At 60.2% G+C, this 16696-nt stretch carries 15 protein-coding genes and 1 tRNA gene; 11 read left to right on the top strand and 5 right to left on the bottom strand.

The window, feature by feature from the left end:
- Positions 1 to 39 precede the first annotated feature (39 nt).
- Positions 40 to 741 carry a GntR family transcriptional regulator gene (locus DWZ52_RS04880; protein ID WP_050766156.1) on the bottom strand — a complete coding sequence of 234 codons (702 nt, stop codon included), beginning with the start codon at positions 739 to 741 and terminating at the stop codon, positions 40 to 42.
- Between the two features lie 193 nt (positions 742 to 934).
- Between DWZ52_RS04880 and DWZ52_RS04875 the strand changes: the two genes are divergently transcribed.
- From DWZ52_RS04875 to DWZ52_RS04865, 3 genes are all read left to right on the top strand, one after another.
- On the top strand, positions 935 to 1969 hold the full coding sequence (locus DWZ52_RS04875) for a YeiH family protein (RefSeq protein WP_118385034.1): 1035 nt from the start codon (positions 935 to 937) through the stop codon (positions 1967 to 1969).
- A gap of 265 nt (positions 1970 to 2234) precedes the next feature.
- A complete protein-coding gene (locus DWZ52_RS04870) occupies positions 2235 to 3452 on the top strand; it encodes a helix-turn-helix domain-containing protein (RefSeq protein ID WP_118385033.1) in 1218 nt (405 codons plus the stop codon).
- 84 nt (positions 3453 to 3536) lie between these two features.
- Entirely contained in the window at positions 3537 to 4112 is a 576-nt protein-coding gene (locus tag DWZ52_RS04865) for a hypothetical protein (RefSeq protein WP_147352143.1), read from the top strand.
- A gap of 64 nt (positions 4113 to 4176) precedes the next feature.
- Here the strand turns inward: DWZ52_RS04865 and DWZ52_RS04860 are convergent, their stop codons facing one another.
- The gene (locus DWZ52_RS04860) at positions 4177 to 4698 is read right to left on the bottom strand and encodes a nitroreductase family protein (RefSeq protein ID WP_118385031.1); all 522 of its coding nucleotides are present in this window, start codon (positions 4696 to 4698) and stop codon (positions 4177 to 4179) included.
- A 294-nt stretch (positions 4699 to 4992) separates the two neighbouring features.
- On the opposite strand from DWZ52_RS04860, the gene DWZ52_RS04855 reads away from it, so the two are divergent.
- The 4 genes from DWZ52_RS04855 to DWZ52_RS04840 all read left to right on the top strand — a co-directional run bounded on the left by DWZ52_RS04855 (position 4993) and on the right by DWZ52_RS04840 (position 9706).
- Positions 4993 to 5283, top strand: coding sequence for a hypothetical protein (locus DWZ52_RS04855; RefSeq protein ID WP_055251737.1), 291 nt, complete (start codon positions 4993 to 4995; stop codon positions 5281 to 5283).
- Between the two features lie 181 nt (positions 5284 to 5464).
- Complete coding sequence (locus tag DWZ52_RS04850; RefSeq protein WP_118385030.1) at positions 5465 to 5965, top strand: MarR family winged helix-turn-helix transcriptional regulator; 501 nt, start codon at positions 5465 to 5467, stop codon at positions 5963 to 5965.
- Positions 5965 to 7689, top strand: coding sequence for an ABC transporter ATP-binding protein (locus tag DWZ52_RS04845; RefSeq protein WP_118385029.1), 1725 nt, complete (start codon positions 5965 to 5967; stop codon positions 7687 to 7689). Before DWZ52_RS04850 ends, DWZ52_RS04845 begins: the two co-directional genes overlap by 1 nt.
- A 1-nt stretch (position 7690) precedes the next feature.
- Positions 7691 to 9706, top strand: coding sequence for an ABC transporter ATP-binding protein (locus tag DWZ52_RS04840; protein ID WP_118385028.1), 2016 nt, complete (start codon positions 7691 to 7693; stop codon positions 9704 to 9706).
- Between the two features lie 112 nt (positions 9707 to 9818).
- On the opposite strand, the gene cysE is transcribed toward DWZ52_RS04840, so the two are convergent.
- The gene (gene cysE / locus DWZ52_RS04835; protein ID WP_118385027.1) at positions 9819 to 10523 is read right to left on the bottom strand and encodes a serine O-acetyltransferase; all 705 of its coding nucleotides are present in this window, start codon (positions 10521 to 10523) and stop codon (positions 9819 to 9821) included.
- A gap of 223 nt (positions 10524 to 10746) precedes the next feature.
- Between cysE and DWZ52_RS04830 the strand changes: the two genes are divergently transcribed.
- Together DWZ52_RS04830 and DWZ52_RS04825 are read left to right on the top strand one after the other, a co-directional pair.
- Positions 10747 to 11394, top strand: a complete 648-nt coding sequence (locus DWZ52_RS04830) for a DedA family protein (RefSeq protein ID WP_099432363.1) — start codon at positions 10747 to 10749, stop codon at positions 11392 to 11394.
- 289 nt (positions 11395 to 11683) lie between these two features.
- Entirely contained in the window at positions 11684 to 12736 is a 1053-nt protein-coding gene (locus tag DWZ52_RS04825) for a branched-chain amino acid aminotransferase (protein WP_117582948.1), read from the top strand.
- Positions 12737 to 13364: 628 nt separating this feature from the next.
- On the opposite strand, the gene DWZ52_RS04820 is transcribed toward DWZ52_RS04825, so the two are convergent.
- Positions 13365 to 13916: a LemA family protein gene (locus tag DWZ52_RS04820; RefSeq protein WP_199411166.1), complete on the bottom strand. Its 552-nt coding sequence runs from the start codon at positions 13914 to 13916 to the stop codon at positions 13365 to 13367.
- A gap of 211 nt (positions 13917 to 14127) precedes the next feature.
- On the opposite strand from DWZ52_RS04820, the gene DWZ52_RS04815 reads away from it, so the two are divergent.
- Positions 14128 to 14712, top strand: coding sequence for a TetR/AcrR family transcriptional regulator (locus tag DWZ52_RS04815; RefSeq protein ID WP_158549345.1), 585 nt, complete (start codon positions 14128 to 14130; stop codon positions 14710 to 14712).
- A gap of 3 nt (positions 14713 to 14715) precedes the next feature.
- Here the strand turns inward: DWZ52_RS04815 and DWZ52_RS04810 are convergent.
- A tRNA-Ser gene (locus DWZ52_RS04810) sits at positions 14716 to 14805 on the bottom strand.
- 51 nt (positions 14806 to 14856) lie between these two features.
- Between DWZ52_RS04810 and tadA the strand changes: the two genes are divergently transcribed.
- Positions 14857 to 16638, top strand: coding sequence for a tRNA adenosine(34) deaminase TadA (gene tadA / locus DWZ52_RS04805; RefSeq protein ID WP_117640437.1), 1782 nt, complete (start codon positions 14857 to 14859; stop codon positions 16636 to 16638).
- Positions 16639 to 16696 lie beyond the last annotated feature (58 nt).

Below are 16696 nucleotides of genomic sequence, written 5' to 3'. Positions count from 1 at the left end.
ATAAAACCTGCCAAAATAAACCTGTCCCTTTTTGGCAGGTTAGCGGAGCTTGCTGGTCTCGAAGTACTCGGGGAACTGGTCCAGAACCTCGGTTTGGTTGCGGAACATCATATGCAGGTGCTTGCTGACCAAAAAGCTCGCTTCGATGGGGTCGCGACCGGCGATAGCGCGGCGAATCTGCTTGTGCTCGTTCACGATGTCCTGATTGTCGAGAACCTGCGTGGCGGCGCGCAGCCAGCGGAAGCGCTCCAGGTCGGCATTGGTCTCTTCGAGCCACGACCAAACGGTGCTGCGACATGCGATGCTAAAAATCATGTGATGCATGAGGTTGTCGCTCAAAAAGAAGCCGATGCGATCCTCTTCGGCCATGGCCTTTTCCTGCAGCACGATGGCGCGGTCGAGCTGCTCGATGCCGGCCGACGTGGCTCGCGCACAGCACTCCACAATCACCTGCTTTTCCAGATGTTCGCGGATGTAGCAGGCACTCTCGGCAAGGGTGAGGTTGATGGGTGAGACGTAGGTGCCGCTCTGGGGCACGGTGCGCACCAGGCCTTCCTGCGCCAAGCGAACCAAAGCCTCGCGCACAGGGGTGCGCCCCATATCCAGGTCGTCGCAAAGTTGCTTGACGCCCAGCTTTTCGCCCGGCTTGTAGTCCAGGTAGACGATTTTGCGTCGAATGGTGTGGTAGGACTGGTCCTGTAGGCTCGTTTCCTGCTCGCCGACGTGCATCGATTCTTCCATAGCGCCTCGCAACTGTTCTATCAAACTCATATGTCAGTTGTTAATTATGCCGCGAATCAGCTCTCCGCGGAGGGTAATTCGGCTGTCGCCCGAGAACTATTGCGGCATCTTAGTCTGTATTTGCGCAAGGCTATGCCCAATGTTGCCGTATCATAAGCCGTCGCAAACGTGAAATAGAAAGAAGGAATCCCATATGCAACTGGCGAATATCGTACGCGAGCGCTGGAAGGGCGTCTTGTTCTGCCTGATCATCGCTATCCCCGCAACGCTGCTCGGCAAACAGATTGAGGTGGTCGGTGGGCCGGTATTCGCCATCCTCTTCGGCATGGTTCTGGCGCTCGTCTTTCCCAAGAATCATCGCGAACAGCTCGCCGCCGGCGTTACCTATACGTCCAAAAAAGTCTTGCAGTACGCGGTTAGCCTGCTTGGCTTTGGCATGAACCTGTCCCAGATCCTGTCCAAGGGCGCCCAGTCGCTGCCGATTATCGTGGCGACGATCTCGACCTCGCTTGTCATCGCCTTTGTGCTCTGCCGCGTTATGAACGTGCCGGGTAAGATCGCGACGCTTGTGGGTGTGGGTTCGTCGATTTGCGGCGGTTCTGCCGTCGCCGCGACCGCGCCCGTCATCGATGCCGACGATCGCGAGATTGCCCAGGCTATTTCGGTCATCTTCCTGTTTAACGTTATCGCGGCGCTCGTGTTTCCAACGCTCGGCGGTATGCTCGGGCTGACCAACGAGGGCTTTGGCCTGTTTGCCGGCACCGCCATCAACGACACCTCGTCGGTAACGGCTGCGGCGAGCGCTTGGGACAGCATGCATCCCGGCGCCAATGTGCTCGAGAGCGCCACGGTGGTCAAGCTCACCAGGACACTGGCCATTATTCCCATCACGTTGGTCCTCGCATGCTGGCAGATGCATCTGGCGCGTAAGGCCGGCGGCGACGCCAAAAGCACGTTCTCGCTTAAACGCGCGTTTCCCATGTTTGTGCTGTTCTTTGTGCTGGCGAGCGTGATCACCACGGTGTTTCAGCTTCCCGTGTCCATCACGGCGCCCATCAAGGAGCTGTCGAAGTTCTTTATTGTGATGGCCATGGCGGCTATTGGCTTAAATACCGATATCGTCGAGCTGGTCAAAAAGGGCGGCAAGCCCATCGCGCTGGGCTTTTGCTGCTGGATTGGCATTGCGTGCATGAGTTTGGGAATGCAGCACGTGCTGGGAATCTGGTAGAGGAGTAGCTTATTTGCGTGCTGGTTGCTGGTGGGCGCAAGCTTGCGGTGGAGCGATAGGAGCTCTTGCGGGTATGGCTTGTCCGCAGGTTTATAAGTCCCGAAGAGCTCTTATCGCCCCGCCAGGATGGCGATGCGGGGCAACACCTATACTCGCAGGACGGCGCTTTCTGCCCTATAGTGTTTGGTGAGCAATATCGTTCAATTTTGAAACACTTGAGATGCCAAGCCACAGATAAAGGTCGTGGCTGGAGACGGGGCAAATCATGGATAGCTATGCCAAGCTGAACATCTTGACCGAGGCCCTGGCTGCTGCCGGGGCCTCGGCATTGGCAATTGATGCGCGTGGGGACGTCGCGATTTCGACCATGAATGACGCGGCGCTTGAGCGGGGTGTGGCGGCTTTTGTTGCCGAACGCCTCGACCGTATAGGAGACGGCGCGCGTCTGGTTATGGGACGTGCGGGTACGCGCTTGAGCCTGACCGTTCGCCCCACCGACAAAGAGGGCGGGGGCCTTTGGGTCGTCGTGGTCCGCGAGGTGCGCGGCGCCGCGGCACATGCGGGCGTCGAGTGGCTCAATGCCGACGAAGTTGAGGCCCGCTACGAATCGAGCGCGTACGGCATCGTTGAGGGGGCAGCTTCGGTGGCTGCGCCGGTCGCCGAGAGCTATGCGCGCGGTGTGCCCCTCATGCTCGAGGGCGAGCTGGGAGCGGGTCAGGTTGAGATTGCCATGCGTCTCTATCTGGACGGTCCTTTTGTCGACCAGCCCTTTGTTGCCGTTGCGCTCGATGAACTCACCGATCGCGGTTGGCGCCATGTGCTCAAAAGCTCCGAATCGCCGCTGTTCCAAACGGGGCTGACCCTTTGCATTGCGGGCTGGAATGCGGTTGGCCCCCAGCGCCTTCGCGAGCTCGTTTCCACGATGGCCGACACCGCGTTGGCGACGCGCTGCCATGTGGTGCTGACGGCGAATGACATGCCGGGTGGCAGCGAAAGTGATCAAGCCGCCTTTGTGACCGAGCGCTTCGCCTGTGCGGTGAGCGTGGCGCCGGCAATCGCCGAGCAGGGAGCCGCGTCGACGAAGGTTGCGCGCTATTTGGAATATCTCGCTGATGCATTTGGGACGGCAGTGCCCACGCTGTCTGCCGCGGCGACGAAGGCGCTCGATGCTTACCGCTGGCCGCGCAATTATCTGCAGCTCCGCGAGGTCTCGGAACGACTGTATATATTGGTGGGGGCGGGCACGGTGGATCGCGCTGTGGCGGAGGAAGTGCTCGCCCAAGAGGACGTGATTAAGACCGCAACCTTTGGCGCCCCGACACTCGAAAGCGACCTGTATATCCTGCGACCGTTGATCGATACCGAGCGAGATATCGCGCATCTGGTTGTAGACCATCTCCATGGCAACCGAACCCGTGCGGCGGAGGTGCTGGGCATAAGCCGAACAACGCTGTGGCGCTTGCTGAAGGACGATGACCGTTGAGCGAGGCGCCCGTGACCGCGCGCGACGCGTGTGCTACAGTCCAAAGCGTTATTGTTTCGATTTGGTTACGGCGTGCGGGGGCGTATGGCTGAGACTACAAAACCGAGCCGCAGAAGGCGGAGTGCCGCGCCGGTCAACCGACGCACGACATCGGTGACGTGGGGCAAACACGCCTCGGGGTTTGATGGCTCGTTCAAGCGCACTAAATACGGCTTTCCTTCGGCAAGCGCTCGCTTGGCCATGCAGGCCGAGTCCTCGTTGTGGGGCCGCAAACGCGTGGTGGGCTCAAAGCTCAAGCACGACGGAACGCTCGGTTACATCAGCCGCGGGGCGGCTCGTCGCAGTGGACTCAATCCGGCTGGTTGGCATCGTTATGTTCCGATCGCGGTCGTCGTTGCAGCGATCGTCATCGCACTCGCTGCGCTTGGCTATGCCGGCGGCGGTGCCAACTTGGACGCGATGTTTAAATCGCCCGAGCTCGCGCATGCAGGCACAGAAATTGTCGAGGGCGCTCAGGCCCAGACGGGCGTCGCGCCCCAGCGCGGTATCGTTGCGGCAGCCTCCACCATCGCCGACGCTCAAAAGGACGACGGCGAACAGGGCGACGGCGCCGAAACGACCCACACGAACGAAACGACGACAACGGCGACGTCAATATAAGTTGCGAGTGGGGTAGCTAAAATAGCGCCGTCCCAAATTAGCCACCCCCGCTGACGCTCCCGGGTTACCTTACGTAGATGATGTTGTCGCGGCGCGGCTTTGCCTCGGGTAGCGTGTCTTCGGCATAGCCCAGGATGCAGTGACCGACACCGCGCAGGCTGCCGTCGGCGGGCAGGCCCCAGCTGGCCAGCAGTTCCAGGCCCTCGGGCGAGTCAAAGACCTCATGCGCGCGGTGAATCCAGCACGAATCGACACCCAGTGCATAGGCGGCGTTGAGCAAGTTGCCCATGGCGAGCGAGCCGTCTTCCAGATGCGTGGGCACGCTGCGGTCGACCAGCACCACCACAACGGTCTTGGCGCCATGGAAGGGGTCACTGTTGCTGCCCATGACCTGGGCGTTGAGCTGTGAGAGACGCTCGACGGTCGCGGGGTCGGTGACGGCGACAAACGTCACCGGTTGGCGGCCCATGCCGCTCGGTGCATATTGGCCGGCTTCGATAATACGTGCAAGCTTTTCGGCCTCGACGGGACGATCGCTGTATTTGCGGCAGCTGCGGCGGTGAATGAGTGCTTCGATAGTCTCCATGGTGTCTCCTTGCGGTGGCGTTGCAGATGCCCCGTTCATACCCGTCGGGCTCAAACGATAGACGGTCAATTGCCCGGCCAAAAGGATAGATTCCAATTGGGAAAGTAGGTTTGCATAAAAGTACCTTCAGAATGTGATAAACAAATGGGATGGTTAAACGTTTTATCCCGTCTACCCTGCGGTTTTTTACCACTTGCCTAAATGACGAACGCATAACCTCTGATAAAGGTTTTACTAAAGAAGTACCAACGTTTATCAATGCGCCGTGGTGGCGCCGGGCCAGGAGGTAACATCATGTTCCAGGCTGGAGATGTCGTCGAGACCGACTTCGAAGGATTTCTGAAGCTGCTGCGTTCCAAGACGCGCGCTTTTGTGACGATTGACGATCACGAGTACTACATCACGCACACCGATGGCTATTGGCGTGTTCAGGATTGCGAGGCCCTCAACGACAAGGGCCACTTTACTGACTGCTCCGAGCTGGTCAATACGGTCTGCGAGGTCGTCGAGCTGCCGTGGATTGCCGGCAAGAGCCTGCATGACAGCTTCTCGGGCGCTACGGTCTATGAGGCCGTCGCCGCTTAACGGGCAATAAAACCCGATTTTCACGTGACCGCTGGCGCCGCCCCCGCGCCGGCGGTCTTTTTCTGCCGATAGGCCATAAAAGTGCAAGCATTTGCGGAGAGCCTGTTGACGATAGTCAAAACTCGGACTAATCTAGAGATACAAAATTGGTCAAAAATCGGACAATCGAATGGTGGGATAGATGAATAGTGCGGTTACGCTGGTCGACTTCGACCGGTTGCTCAATGGACTCGACCATATCTATTCGGAGTTCTCGCGCGCCTGTGGCCTTTCGGACTGCGCTTACTGGATGCTCGTCGATACCAGCACGGCGGGCGGCAGTATCGCCGTAAGCCGTCTGACAAGCGAATGGTTCTACAGCAAGCAGACCATCAACTCGGCAATTAAAACCTTGACGGCGCGGGGCTTCGCAACGTTGGAGTTTGCCGAAGGCAGTCGTAAGAACAAGGTTGTGAGCCTGACCGAAGAGGGCAGGCGATTTGCCGAGCGTTATGCGCTGCCGGCACTCAAGGCCGAGCAGCGAGCCTTTGGCGCGCTTGAGCCGTGTGAGCAACGCGAGATTATGCGCTTGATCGGAAAATTCTCTCAGGTGCTCGGTGAGGAGTGCGAGGCATTTAAGCAGCAGGTGGCAGCTGCAAGCCAGACGCAGGATCAAGGTGAGGGGGAGTCGTGCGACTCTTAATGAGGTTTATGAAGCCGTATCGCAGGCTTGTCGCAGTGACGCTGCTGGTGCTGCTGGTGGATAACGTCGGTACGCTGTTGGTTCCCGCGATGCTGGCGAACATGGTCAACACCGGCATCACCACGGGCGATGTCGACTACATTTTACGCAACGGCCTATACATGTTTATCGCGACCAGCATGGCTAGCGGCGGCACGGTGCTGGGCTGCTATCTTTCGGCGCGCCTGGCCGCCAACGTGGCCTGCGACATCCGCAATGCCGTCTACGACAAGTCGCTCGAGCTGTCTGCCAGCGATTTTGAGCGCTTTGGCACCGGATCGATGATCACACGCTCGCTCAACGACATCAACGTGATTCAGCAGGCGATTCTGCAGACGATTCAGCTGGTGCTGCCCGTGCCGTTCTTGGCTGTGGCGGGCATCATCTTCGCCTGGTTTATCGATCCGGCTATGGGCATGCTTCTGGGCGTCGTGGTTGCGATCGTGCTGGTTGCGGCGGTCTTTACGGTTGCCAACGCGGCACCGATCTTTATGCGTTTGCAGAGCTTTATCGACCGCATGAACGTGGTGCTGCGCGAGAACATCGTGGGCGTTCGCGTCATCCGCGCTTTCAATAAGGAGCGCCACGAGGAGCGGCGCCTGGACGAGGTGTTCAGCGATTACGCCGCCAACGCCATCAAGGTCAACCACCTGTTTGTGGGCCTCGACAGCTCCACCTTCTTTTTGATCAACATCGCCGAGGTGGCGGTGCTGTGGGTGGGCGGTAACCGGGTGGGCGCCCATGCCATGCAGATTGCGAGTATCTCGGCGGTGCTGGAGTATGCAATTCTGATCCTGTTCTTTGTGATGATGGCGCAGATGGTGGTGCTGACGCTTCCGCGTGCTGCCGCGTGCCTGAACCGTGCGCAGCAGGTGCTGGAGATTGAGCCGAGCATCGTGGACGGCGAGCGTACGCTGGGTGACGGGGCGCCTGCCTCCGGGGGCGATGCGGATGCGGTCGCTGAGTTCGATCACATGTCGTTTCGTTTTGACGATGCCGATGAGGACACCCTGTGCAATTTGAACTTTACTTGTCGTCGCGGTCAGACGACCGCGATTGTGGGCTCGACGGGCTCGGGCAAGTCGACGGTGGCAAAGCTTCTGCTGCGCTTTCACGATGCCACCAAGGGCGTCATTCGCCTGGGCGGCGTCGATCTGCGCGAGCTTTCGCAAGGTGAGATTCGCGGGCGCATCGCCTATGTGCCGCAGAAGGCATGGCTGTTCTCGGGCACCGTGGCAAGCAATCTGCGCTTTGGCAACGAGGACGCAACCGAGGCGGACATGCTTCATGCACTGCAGGTTGCCCAGAGCACCTTTGTGCTCGATCAACCGCAGGGGCTCGATACCCCGGTTGCCCAGGGCGGTACGAACTTTTCAGGTGGCCAGCGCCAGCGCCTGGCCATTGCTCGCGCGCTCATGAAGCGCGCCGACCTGTATATCTTCGACGACAGTTTTTCTGCTCTGGATTTTAAGACTGATGCGGCCCTGCGCCATGCGCTGCAGGACGAGACGCGCGACGCCGCGGTGCTTATCATCGCGCAGCGCATCTCGACGATTCTGCACGCCGACCAGATCGTTGTACTCAAGGACGGCGAGGTCGTGGGCTTGGGCACGCACGAGGAACTTATGGAAACCTGCGAGGTGTACCGCGCCATCGCGGAATCGCAGATGAAGGGAGGTGAGTAGCATGACCGAGGAGCTCAAGAAGCGCAGCGACGCTATCGATGCCGCCGCTGCGGACGCTGCCGAGGAAGCGGTCGAGCAGACTGCCGCGCCGACCGAGCTGGATGACGTTGCCAAGGCCGCGGCCGAGCGTGAGGCTCGCCGCCAAGCGCTGTACGAGGAAAACGAGCGTGCCGAGGACGAGCGCGCCCGTGCCGAAGCAGAGCGTATGCGCGACGTGGACGACGAAGAAGAGGACGAGACGCCCCGGGATACCTGGGCGACGGTGCGCCGCTTGTGGAGCGAGGCCGCCGGCGACCATTGGCGCTTCTACATCGTGTTTGCGAGCATCGTGTTCTACGTCATCTTTAACACCGCCGCGCCGGCATATAGCGCTCATGTTATCGACGAGCTGTGGGGCCATATACAGGTGGCGTTTGCCAGCGGAACCACCTTCAGCATCACCTGGGACCAATGCGGCAAGACCATCTTTGTCTACTTCTTGATCTGGACGGCCGCCGGATCGTTCTATGCGCTGCAGAGTTTTTTGATGTCGAGCGTCGCCGAGCGACTCAACTTGCGTCTGCGCAACCGCATCGCGCAGAAGCTCAGCCGCCTGCCGCTCGCCTACTTTGACGCGCATCGCCCCGGCGAAGTGGTCAGCCGCGCGACCAACGACTTGGACAAGATGTCCGAGAGCATGCAGCGCGGATTGCTGCAGCTGCTGGTATCGATCGGTACCGTGACGGGCGCCATCATCATGATGTTCGTCTATAGCGTTAGACTCACGTTGATCTTTTTGGGTTTTACGGCGGTATCGCTGCTGGTGACCAAGGTGGTTTCGCGCCGTACGCATGATGTGACGGGCGAGCGTCAGGAGTGGGTGTCCAAAATCACGAGCGCGGTCGAGGAAGGCTATTCGGGCCGTTTGGTGATTCGCGCATTCAATCGCGAGCACCAGAGCTCTGCCGAGGTGCACGAGGCCTCGGGCGAGCTGGCCCGCGTGAGCACCAAGGCCGACTTTATGATCAACGCCGTCGGACCCGCGGTTCGCTTTATCGGTCGCCTGGCACAGATCGTGATTGCGCTCGTGGGCTGCAGCATGCTGGTTGCCGGCCACATGACCGTCGGCGTGTTCCAGGCGTTCTTCCAGTTTATCTACGAGGCGTCCGAACCCATGACGCAGCTGTCGTTCACTTTCAACTCGCTGCAGAGCGCGCTGGCGAGTGCGGAGCGCGTGTTCGACCTGCTCGATGAGCCCGAGATGGAGGCCGATCCACTGCCGGACGAGGCCGCCAAGCTGTCGAGTCGCGTGGAGGGCCGTGTCACTTTTGAGCATGTGCGCTTTGGCTACACGCCCGAAAAGCCGCTCATGCGCGACGTGTCGTTTACCGCCGAGCCGGGCCAGAAGATTGCCGTGGTGGGAACCACGGGCGCAGGCAAGACGACGCTCATCAACCTGCTCATGCGCTTTTACGAGATCGACGGCGGCCGCATTACGCTCGACGGTGTGGATACGCGCCTCATGAACCGCGGTGAGCTCCGTCAGCAGTTTGGCATGGTGCTGCAGGACGCCTGGTTGTTCGACGGCACGATTGCCGAGAACATCGCCTACGGCTGCCCCGAGGCAACGCGCGACGAGATCGTGGCTGCCGCCCGCGCCGCGCAGGTCGACTTCTTTGTGCGCACCATGCCGCAGGGCTACGACACGCGCGTGGCTAACGATGCCGAAAGCATCAGCCAGGGCCAGCGTCAGCTGCTGACCATTGCGCGCGTGCTGCTCAACAACCCGGCGATTCTCATCTTGGACGAGGCGACGTCGAGCGTGGACACGCGTACCGAGCTTGCCATCGGCCGTGCCATGGACGCGCTCATGCATGGGCGCACGAGCTTTGTGATCGCACATCGCCTGTCGACGATCGTGGATGCCGACCTGATTCTGGTCATGGATCACGGCAACATTATCGAGCAAGGCACGCATAAGGAACTGCTGGCTGCCGAGGGTGCTTACGCCGACCTCTACTTGAGTCAGTTCGCCTAATGCGACAAAGGGACAGTCCCACATGTCACATCAAAAAGAAAGGCGCGCCGGGGATTGATTCCCTGGCGCGCCTTTTGCGTCGGTGCGATGTCGTTTTGTGCCGCTTGCGTTCCTAGCGTTCATCCACGAGCTTGGCGACGAGGGCTTTGAGCTCGGCCACCTCTCGCTCGAGTTCCTTGACACGGCGGGCATTCTCGGTGATGCCCTGGCGGTTGAGGGCGGACTGCTCGGCGGCGTCATCGGGCATGTACTCGCGATGCTGCTTGGCGTCGAAGCTTTCTTCGAACACGCGGCAGCCGTTGCGCTTGATGATGCGCCCGGGCACGCCCACGACGGTGCAGTTGTCGGGCACGTCCTTGACGACAACCGAGTTGCCGCCGATTTTGACGTTGTTGCCGATGCGAATGTTGCCGAGCACCTTGGCGCCCGTGCCCACGGTGACGTTGTTACCCAGAGTGGGGTGGCGCTTGCCGGTCTCGTTGCCGGTACCGCCGAGCGTGACGCCCTGGTAGAGCACGCAGTTGTCGCCCACAATGGTGGTCTCGCCGATGACGACGCCCATGGCGTGGTCGATAAAGAAGTGCTTGCCAATTTGCGCGGCGGGATGAATCTCGACGCCGGTGATGTGGCGGGTGATTTGTGAGAGCACGCGGGCGAGCGAGCAATGGCCGTGCTCCCAGAGCCAGTGCTCGGGCACGTGGTTCCACTTGGCGTGAAGACCGGGGTACGAAAGGAAAATGACCAGGCCGTTTTGCGCGGCGGGGTCCTGCGCCTGGACGGTCTTGATGTCCTCGCGAATGGTATTGATAAAGCTCACCGGCCGCCCTCCCTTAGCGCCATGGCAATGCGATTCAATAAAGTATAGCGATTCGCTAGGGATTAGGAAGAGCAATCTTGGCGGCATTGCGCAACAGGTGTCAGTTATGCAAACTTGCTGGTAATGGAGTCATGCTTTTGTGGGGTTGCGCACGAGGGGGCGCTGCGACCGTATACTGGTCAACTTGGACGTATCCGCGCCCACAACTGAGAGGTTTTACTTCATGGGTTTCATCAATTTTATCGCCGAGCTGCTCAAAGACCCGCGCACTGCGATCGCCAGCTGGATTGCCGCCGGCCCGCTCATGGCCTACGGCTGCGTGTTCCTCATTATCTTCATTGAGACAGGCGTGGTGTTCTTCCCGTTTCTCCCTGGCGATTCGCTGCTGTTTGCTTCGGGCTTCTTTGCTCATAACGGTGGCTTTAACATCGTGGCCCTGCTGGCCGTCGCATGGGCTGCTGCCATCCTGGGCGACCAGTGCAACTTTATGATCGGTCACTTCTTTGGCAAAAAGATCATTGCCTCGGGCAAGGTCAAGGCCATGACGCCCGAGCGTATCAAAAAGTCCGAGGACTTCCTGGACAAGTGGGGTCACCTGGCCATCTTCCTGGGCCGCTTCTTCCCGTTTATCCGCACCTTTGTGCCTTTTATTGCCGGTATGGGCGGCATGCACTGGCGCAACTTTGTCATCTTTAACGTGCTGGGCGGCATTACCTGGTCAACGCTCTTTACGCTGCTGGGCTACTTCTTTGGCGGCATTCCCTTTGTGCAGGACCACTTTGAGCTGCTGATTATCGGCATCGTCGCCGTGTCGATCATCCCGACCGTGGTCGGTCTGGTTAAGGCAAAGCTGGGCAAAAAGAACGCGTAGCTCGAGCCAGCGCACAAATCGTGTCGTTGAGGCCCGTCACCGTTTACGGTGGCGGGCCTCTCTAGCTTCGGTCAAATGAAAATACTTTAGTTAGTTAAAGAAAAACGTTTTATCCGATGCGTGTGCGGAGTACAATCTCGTGCATGCGAATCGACGTGTCATCGGCTTCGATGTCGTCCGCGTGTCCCGTCCGGCTCTACGCTCCGGGCGTGTGACGTTGCGACGCGGTCGGCCCCGGTCCTTGCGTGCGGGTTCGCGAGTATGCAACTGTGTATGTAAGGAGCGACATATGACTGTCGAGAAGAAGGATATCGATTGGGGTAGCCTCGGCTTTGGCTACATGAAGACCGATTACAGCTACGAGGCTCATTGGAAGGATGGCGAGTGGGACGAGGGTGGCCTGACCACCGACCACACCCTGCATGTCTCCGAGTGCGGTGGTATCTTCCACTACTGCCAGGAGGTCTTTGAGGGCCTGAAGGCCTACACCGCCGAGGACGGCAGCATCGTCTGTTTCCGTCCCGACATGAACGCTGAGCGTATGTACAACTCTGCGCAGCGCCTCGAGATGCCCCCGTTCCCCAAGGACAAGTTTGTCGAGGCCGTCAAGCAGGTCGTCTCTGCCAATGCCGCATGGGTTCCGCCCTTCGGCTCTGGCGCAACCCTGTATGTGCGTCCGTTTATGATCGGCTCCGGTGACGTAATCGGCGTGGCTCCCGCTCCTGAGTACACGTTCCGCATTCTCGTGACCCCGGTCGGTCCGTACTTTAAGGGTGGCCTCAAGCCCGTCAAGCTGCGCGTTTCCGAGTATGACCGCGCTGCACCGCACGGCACCGGTAACATCAAGGCCGGCCTGAACTACGCCATGTCCCTTAAACCCACGATGGAGGCCCATCGCGAGGGTTATGCCGAGAACCTGTATCTCGACTCCGAGTCCCGCACCTATGTCGAGGAGACCGGCGGCGCCAACGTGCTGTTCGTGAAGGAGGACGGCACCCTCGTCGTTCCGCAGTCGCACACCGACTCCATCCTGCCCTCTATCACCCGTCGTTCGCTCGTTCAGGTTGCTCAGGACCTGGGCATTACCGTCGACCAACGCCCTGTCGAGTGGGCCGAGGTCAAGGCCGGTACCTTTGTCGAGTGCGGCCTGTGCGGCACCGCTGCCGTTATCTCCCCGGTCGGCGAGATCGACAACAAGGTTTACGGCGCCGACGAGACCGTGACCTTCCCGGCTGGCTACACCGAGATCGGCCCTGTGATGAAGAAGCTTCGCGAGACCCTGACTGGTATCCAGTCTGGTGCTGTTGAAGATAAGCACAACTGGGTTTACACCGTGGCGTAACCTGGCTTCGTAATTCCCATCAAGCCCTGACCGAGGCGGACCGGCCTATCTCCCGGCGCGTCCTCGGACATGAAAGAACCTCCGCTGCGCACTACGTGCGGCGGAGGTTCTTTCGTCCTGTGGAATGCGCCGGGAGATAGGCCGGTCCGCCTCGGTCGAGTGCTCTGCATTCCTTGCCAGGAGGTTACTGGGCTGTAGGGGAGAAGGTGCGCGGCCTATTGGCCGCGCCTTTTATTTGGCTGTTAGGGCTTTGCCGTAGTTGCAGCCGAAGAGGGGACGTGCACGTTTTTTCGGTTGCCGCTCGCCTGGGGTGGGGCGGGGCGTGCATTTTTGGGAGTTTTCAGCAGTCGAGGGTGCCTGCATACTGGTTTTTGGACAAAAGTCAGGCGCCATGAGCCGCATCCTGTAAAAAAATGAGCGATCTCTGAGGCGCTGAGGGCTCAGAATCAGGGTTTTCAACGCGGTTCTGTGGGCACGTTCCTGCCCTGTGGGTTCCGGGATGCTGAAAATTCCAAAATTTGCACGCCGCCCCTGGGGGTACCTTCGGGCAAAAAGCAACCGCCCCGTCGAAGTATGCATTCGACGGGGCGGTTTATGCAAAAACGGTTGTGGATGCGTCAACGGCTCACTAGAACTTGACGGTTGGTGCCTGGCGGGCGGCCTCGGCGGCCTCGAAGCCCTGGCGCTCCTTAAACTGGAAGATGCCGGCAAAGATAACAGCCGGGAACGTCTGGATGGCGTTGTTGTAGCTGAGCACGCAATCGTTGTAGCTCTGGCGTGCGTAGCTCACCTTGTTCTCGGTATCCTCGAGCGATGCCTGGAGCTGCGTAAAGTTGGTGTTCGCCTTAAGGTCGGGGTAGGCCTCGGCGACGGCAAAGAGCTGGCGCAGCGCACCGGTCAGCACGTTGTCGGCTTCCATCTTGGCCTCGGGCGTAGTGGCCTTGACGGCGGTGTTACGCGCGCTGATCACGGCGGAGAGCGTCTCCTGCTCGTGCTTGGCGTAGCCCTTGACGGTCTCGACCAGGTTGGGGATCAGGTCGTTGCGGCGCTGCAGCTGCGTATCGATGTTCTGCCAGGCGTTATCGATGCGGTTACGCTTGGTGACCATGTTGTTGTAGATGCCGGCGATGGCGCAGACAATCACAATGACAACAACGATGCCGATGATGACGGTAATCATGATGTCTCCGTTTCGAATGGCCGCGGCGGCATGCGCCAGCTGCCGTTGGTATAACGCTACTAGTATACCCGCAACGTTTTGCCGTGCCGAACTTTCCGGTAAGCGTTATGTTTTCGGTGGGGTTGGCACTGGGGCAAAGCGCGCGAGGTACAGGTGTAAGATATGCGACAGATTGACGAGTGTTGTCTTTGCCCTGAGGATGGCGATACCAGTGGACCTTCGCATCAAGAAAACCTACCGCGCCCTGTTCGATGCCTTCACCGAACTTCTCGAGGAGCATCGTTTTGAGGACCTGACGGTTGCCATGCTGTGCGACCGCGCCATGATTCGCCGTACGACGTTCTACAAGCACTTTCGCGACAAGAACGATTACTTTGCCTTTTATATCGATGAGCTTATGTCGGGCTTGCCGCAAAAACAGCCCGATGAGGCCGGCGCAGTGTCTGCCGAGGACGTGCGCGCGCTTCGGCACGCGATTTTGGACGATGCCATGGATTTGATTCTGGCGCACGAGCAGCTCATGGATAACATTTTGGCAAGCAGCATGTCGGGCATGCTGACCAACGTTATTTGCGACCGCATTGCCCGCTCCATCCGCGAGCGTGTGATGAACGTGCTTGCCGAGGATGCCCTGGCCCCCGTGTCACTCGAGACGACGTCTGAGTTTGTCGCCGGCGGTATTATTCGACTTTTCACGATATGGTGGGAATCGGGCCACGATCTTGAACGTCGACCTGAGATAGCCGACGTGGTCGATGCACTGTTCGAGCGAACCATGACGCCGGTGCATCACTAAAAGTGGCGGAGAGAGGGGGATTCGAACCCCCGGAACGCTCTCGCGCTCAACGGTTTTCAAGACCGCCGCATTCAACCGCTCTGCCATCTCTCCGTGAGTCGTAATGATAGCATCGTTTTGAATTTGCAACAGGGAAGGCGAACGATGACGATCACCGAAATCGACGAGAAGTTCATGCGTGAGGCGCTGGCGGAGGCGCGCGCCGCCGCGGCGGTGGGCGAGGTGCCCATCGGAGCCGTAGTGGTGCGCGCGGGCGAGATTGTCGCGCGGGCGCATAATCGTCGCGAGCTCGATCAGGATCCTTCGGCTCATGCCGAGTTTGCGGCCCTGTGCGCTGCCGCTCGGTCGCTCGGTCGCTGGCGCCTTTCCGATTGCACGGTCTACGTGACGCTCGAGCCCTGCTGCATGTGTGCGGGGCTTATGGTTAACGCGCGCGTGGGGCGCTGCGTGTATGGCGCGAGTGATGCCAAGGCGGGCGCGCTGGGTTCGCTGTATGACCTGAATGCCGATTCGCGCCTGAATCATCGGTTTAACGTGACGGCTGGGGTCCTGGCGGATGAATGCCGCGAGCTGCTGAGTAGCTATTTTGGCGGTCTGCGCGGAGCGGGCGGCACTGATTGCGGTTGTGGGGCCGATCTTGAGGCGCATGCCGCTCACGCCGCAGCGCTTGCAGGTGCCGGTGAGGATGCTGACACGGCGGTTGACTTTGGTCCTGCGTGCCGCCGGCCCCGCCGCGTGCTGCTGGCAATTGACTCCTTTAAGGGCAGCGTTTCGAGCGCGCAGGCGGAGGCAGCGGTTGCCGAGGGCGTGCGCCGCGTTTGGCCCGATGCCGAGCTGAACGCTTTGCCGCTGGCAGATGGTGGCGAGGGAACGCTCGACGCCGTTGCCGCGCGTGGTGGCGAGCTCTCGACCTGCGAGGTGGCAGGTCCCTTTGGTGAACCCGTGTCTGCCCGGATGCTGGTAGATGCCGAGCGCGAGTCCGCGGTCATCGAGATGGCCGAGGCGGCTGGCATTGGGTATTCGCCTTGCACGGAGTCGTCGGCGCTGGCTGCTACAACCTATGGCGTGGGCGAGCTGATGCTCCGTGCGGTTCGTGCCGGGGCAAAGACTATCTATATTGGCTTGGGCGGCAGCGCCACCAACGATGGTGGCGCCGGTATGCTGCAGGCGCTGGGCGCGCGTGTGGTCGATGATCGGGGCTGCGATATCGCCCCCGGTCTTGCCGGCCTTGAGCGGGTGGCGAGCGTTGATTTGGCGCCAGCGCTGCAGGCTTTGGATGGCGCTCGTATCGTTGTGCTTTCGGATGTCGAGAATCCGCTCGTGGGGCGTCGGGGCGCATTAGCGGTGTTTGGCGGGCAGAAAGGCTTGCCGACGGGTGACGCCGAGGCGCTGAGCAGGTGCGACAGCTGGATGGTCGGCTACGGTCGTCTACTCGATACGGCAATTGTCGAGGCTCGGGCCCAGGGGTTGTTGCGCACACCCGAGGGCGCACGGACATTTGGCTCGGTGCTCGGCGTGCCCGGCGCGGGCGCTGCCGGTGGCTTGGGCGCGGCGTTGCTGGCACTCGGTGCGGAGCTACACTCGGGTGTGGAGACGGTGCTCGATCTCGTGGGGTTTGACGAGCGCGTGCGCGATGTCGACCTGGTCATAACGGGCGAGGGCAATATGGATGAGCAGTCCGCCGCCGGTAAGGCGCCGGTGGGCGTGGCCCGTCGTGCGAAGCGATATGGCAAGCCGGTGGTTGCCGTCGTGGGCGGTCGCGCTGACAACCTGGATGCGGTATATGGGCAGGGTATTGACTTGGTTTTGCCGATCTGCCGCAAGCCCATGGACCTGGAGCGGGCACTCGATTCGCAAGAAGCCACAACCAACCTCATCTGTGCCGGCGAGTCTGTTGCGCGAGCCTACGACCTCGGCCGCATCTAGAAAAGTAGTCTTTTTGCACTTCAGGTGTTGACGCCGCCATTTATGTGCCATTAGTAGA

The organism is Collinsella sp. AF33-16, from assembly GCF_003475325.1.
GTDB lineage: Bacteria > Actinomycetota > Coriobacteriia > Coriobacteriales > Coriobacteriaceae > Collinsella.
This window is presented reverse-complemented; position numbering and strand designations above follow the sequence as displayed.

Coding starts and splice junctions, on each gene's coding strand:
- DWZ52_RS04880 (WP_050766156.1), bottom strand. CDS start 741: ATGGAAGAATCGATGCACGTCGGCGAGCAGGAAACGAGCCTACAGGAC.
- DWZ52_RS04875 (WP_118385034.1), top strand. CDS start 935: ATGCAACTGGCGAATATCGTACGCGAGCGCTGGAAGGGCGTCTTGTTC.
- DWZ52_RS04870 (WP_118385033.1), top strand. CDS start 2,235: ATGGATAGCTATGCCAAGCTGAACATCTTGACCGAGGCCCTGGCTGCT.
- DWZ52_RS04865 (WP_147352143.1), top strand. CDS start 3,537: ATGGCTGAGACTACAAAACCGAGCCGCAGAAGGCGGAGTGCCGCGCCG.
- DWZ52_RS04860 (WP_118385031.1), bottom strand. CDS start 4,698: ATGGAGACTATCGAAGCACTCATTCACCGCCGCAGCTGCCGCAAATAC.
- DWZ52_RS04855 (WP_055251737.1), top strand. CDS start 4,993: ATGTTCCAGGCTGGAGATGTCGTCGAGACCGACTTCGAAGGATTTCTG.
- DWZ52_RS04850 (WP_118385030.1), top strand. CDS start 5,465: ATGAATAGTGCGGTTACGCTGGTCGACTTCGACCGGTTGCTCAATGGA.
- DWZ52_RS04845 (WP_118385029.1), top strand. CDS start 5,965: ATGAGGTTTATGAAGCCGTATCGCAGGCTTGTCGCAGTGACGCTGCTG.
- DWZ52_RS04840 (WP_118385028.1), top strand. CDS start 7,691: ATGACCGAGGAGCTCAAGAAGCGCAGCGACGCTATCGATGCCGCCGCT.
- DWZ52_RS04830 (WP_099432363.1), top strand. CDS start 10,747: ATGGGTTTCATCAATTTTATCGCCGAGCTGCTCAAAGACCCGCGCACT.
- DWZ52_RS04825 (WP_117582948.1), top strand. CDS start 11,684: ATGACTGTCGAGAAGAAGGATATCGATTGGGGTAGCCTCGGCTTTGGC.
- DWZ52_RS04820 (WP_199411166.1), bottom strand. CDS start 13,916: ATGATTACCGTCATCATCGGCATCGTTGTTGTCATTGTGATTGTCTGC.
- tadA (WP_117640437.1), top strand. CDS start 14,857: ATGACGATCACCGAAATCGACGAGAAGTTCATGCGTGAGGCGCTGGCG.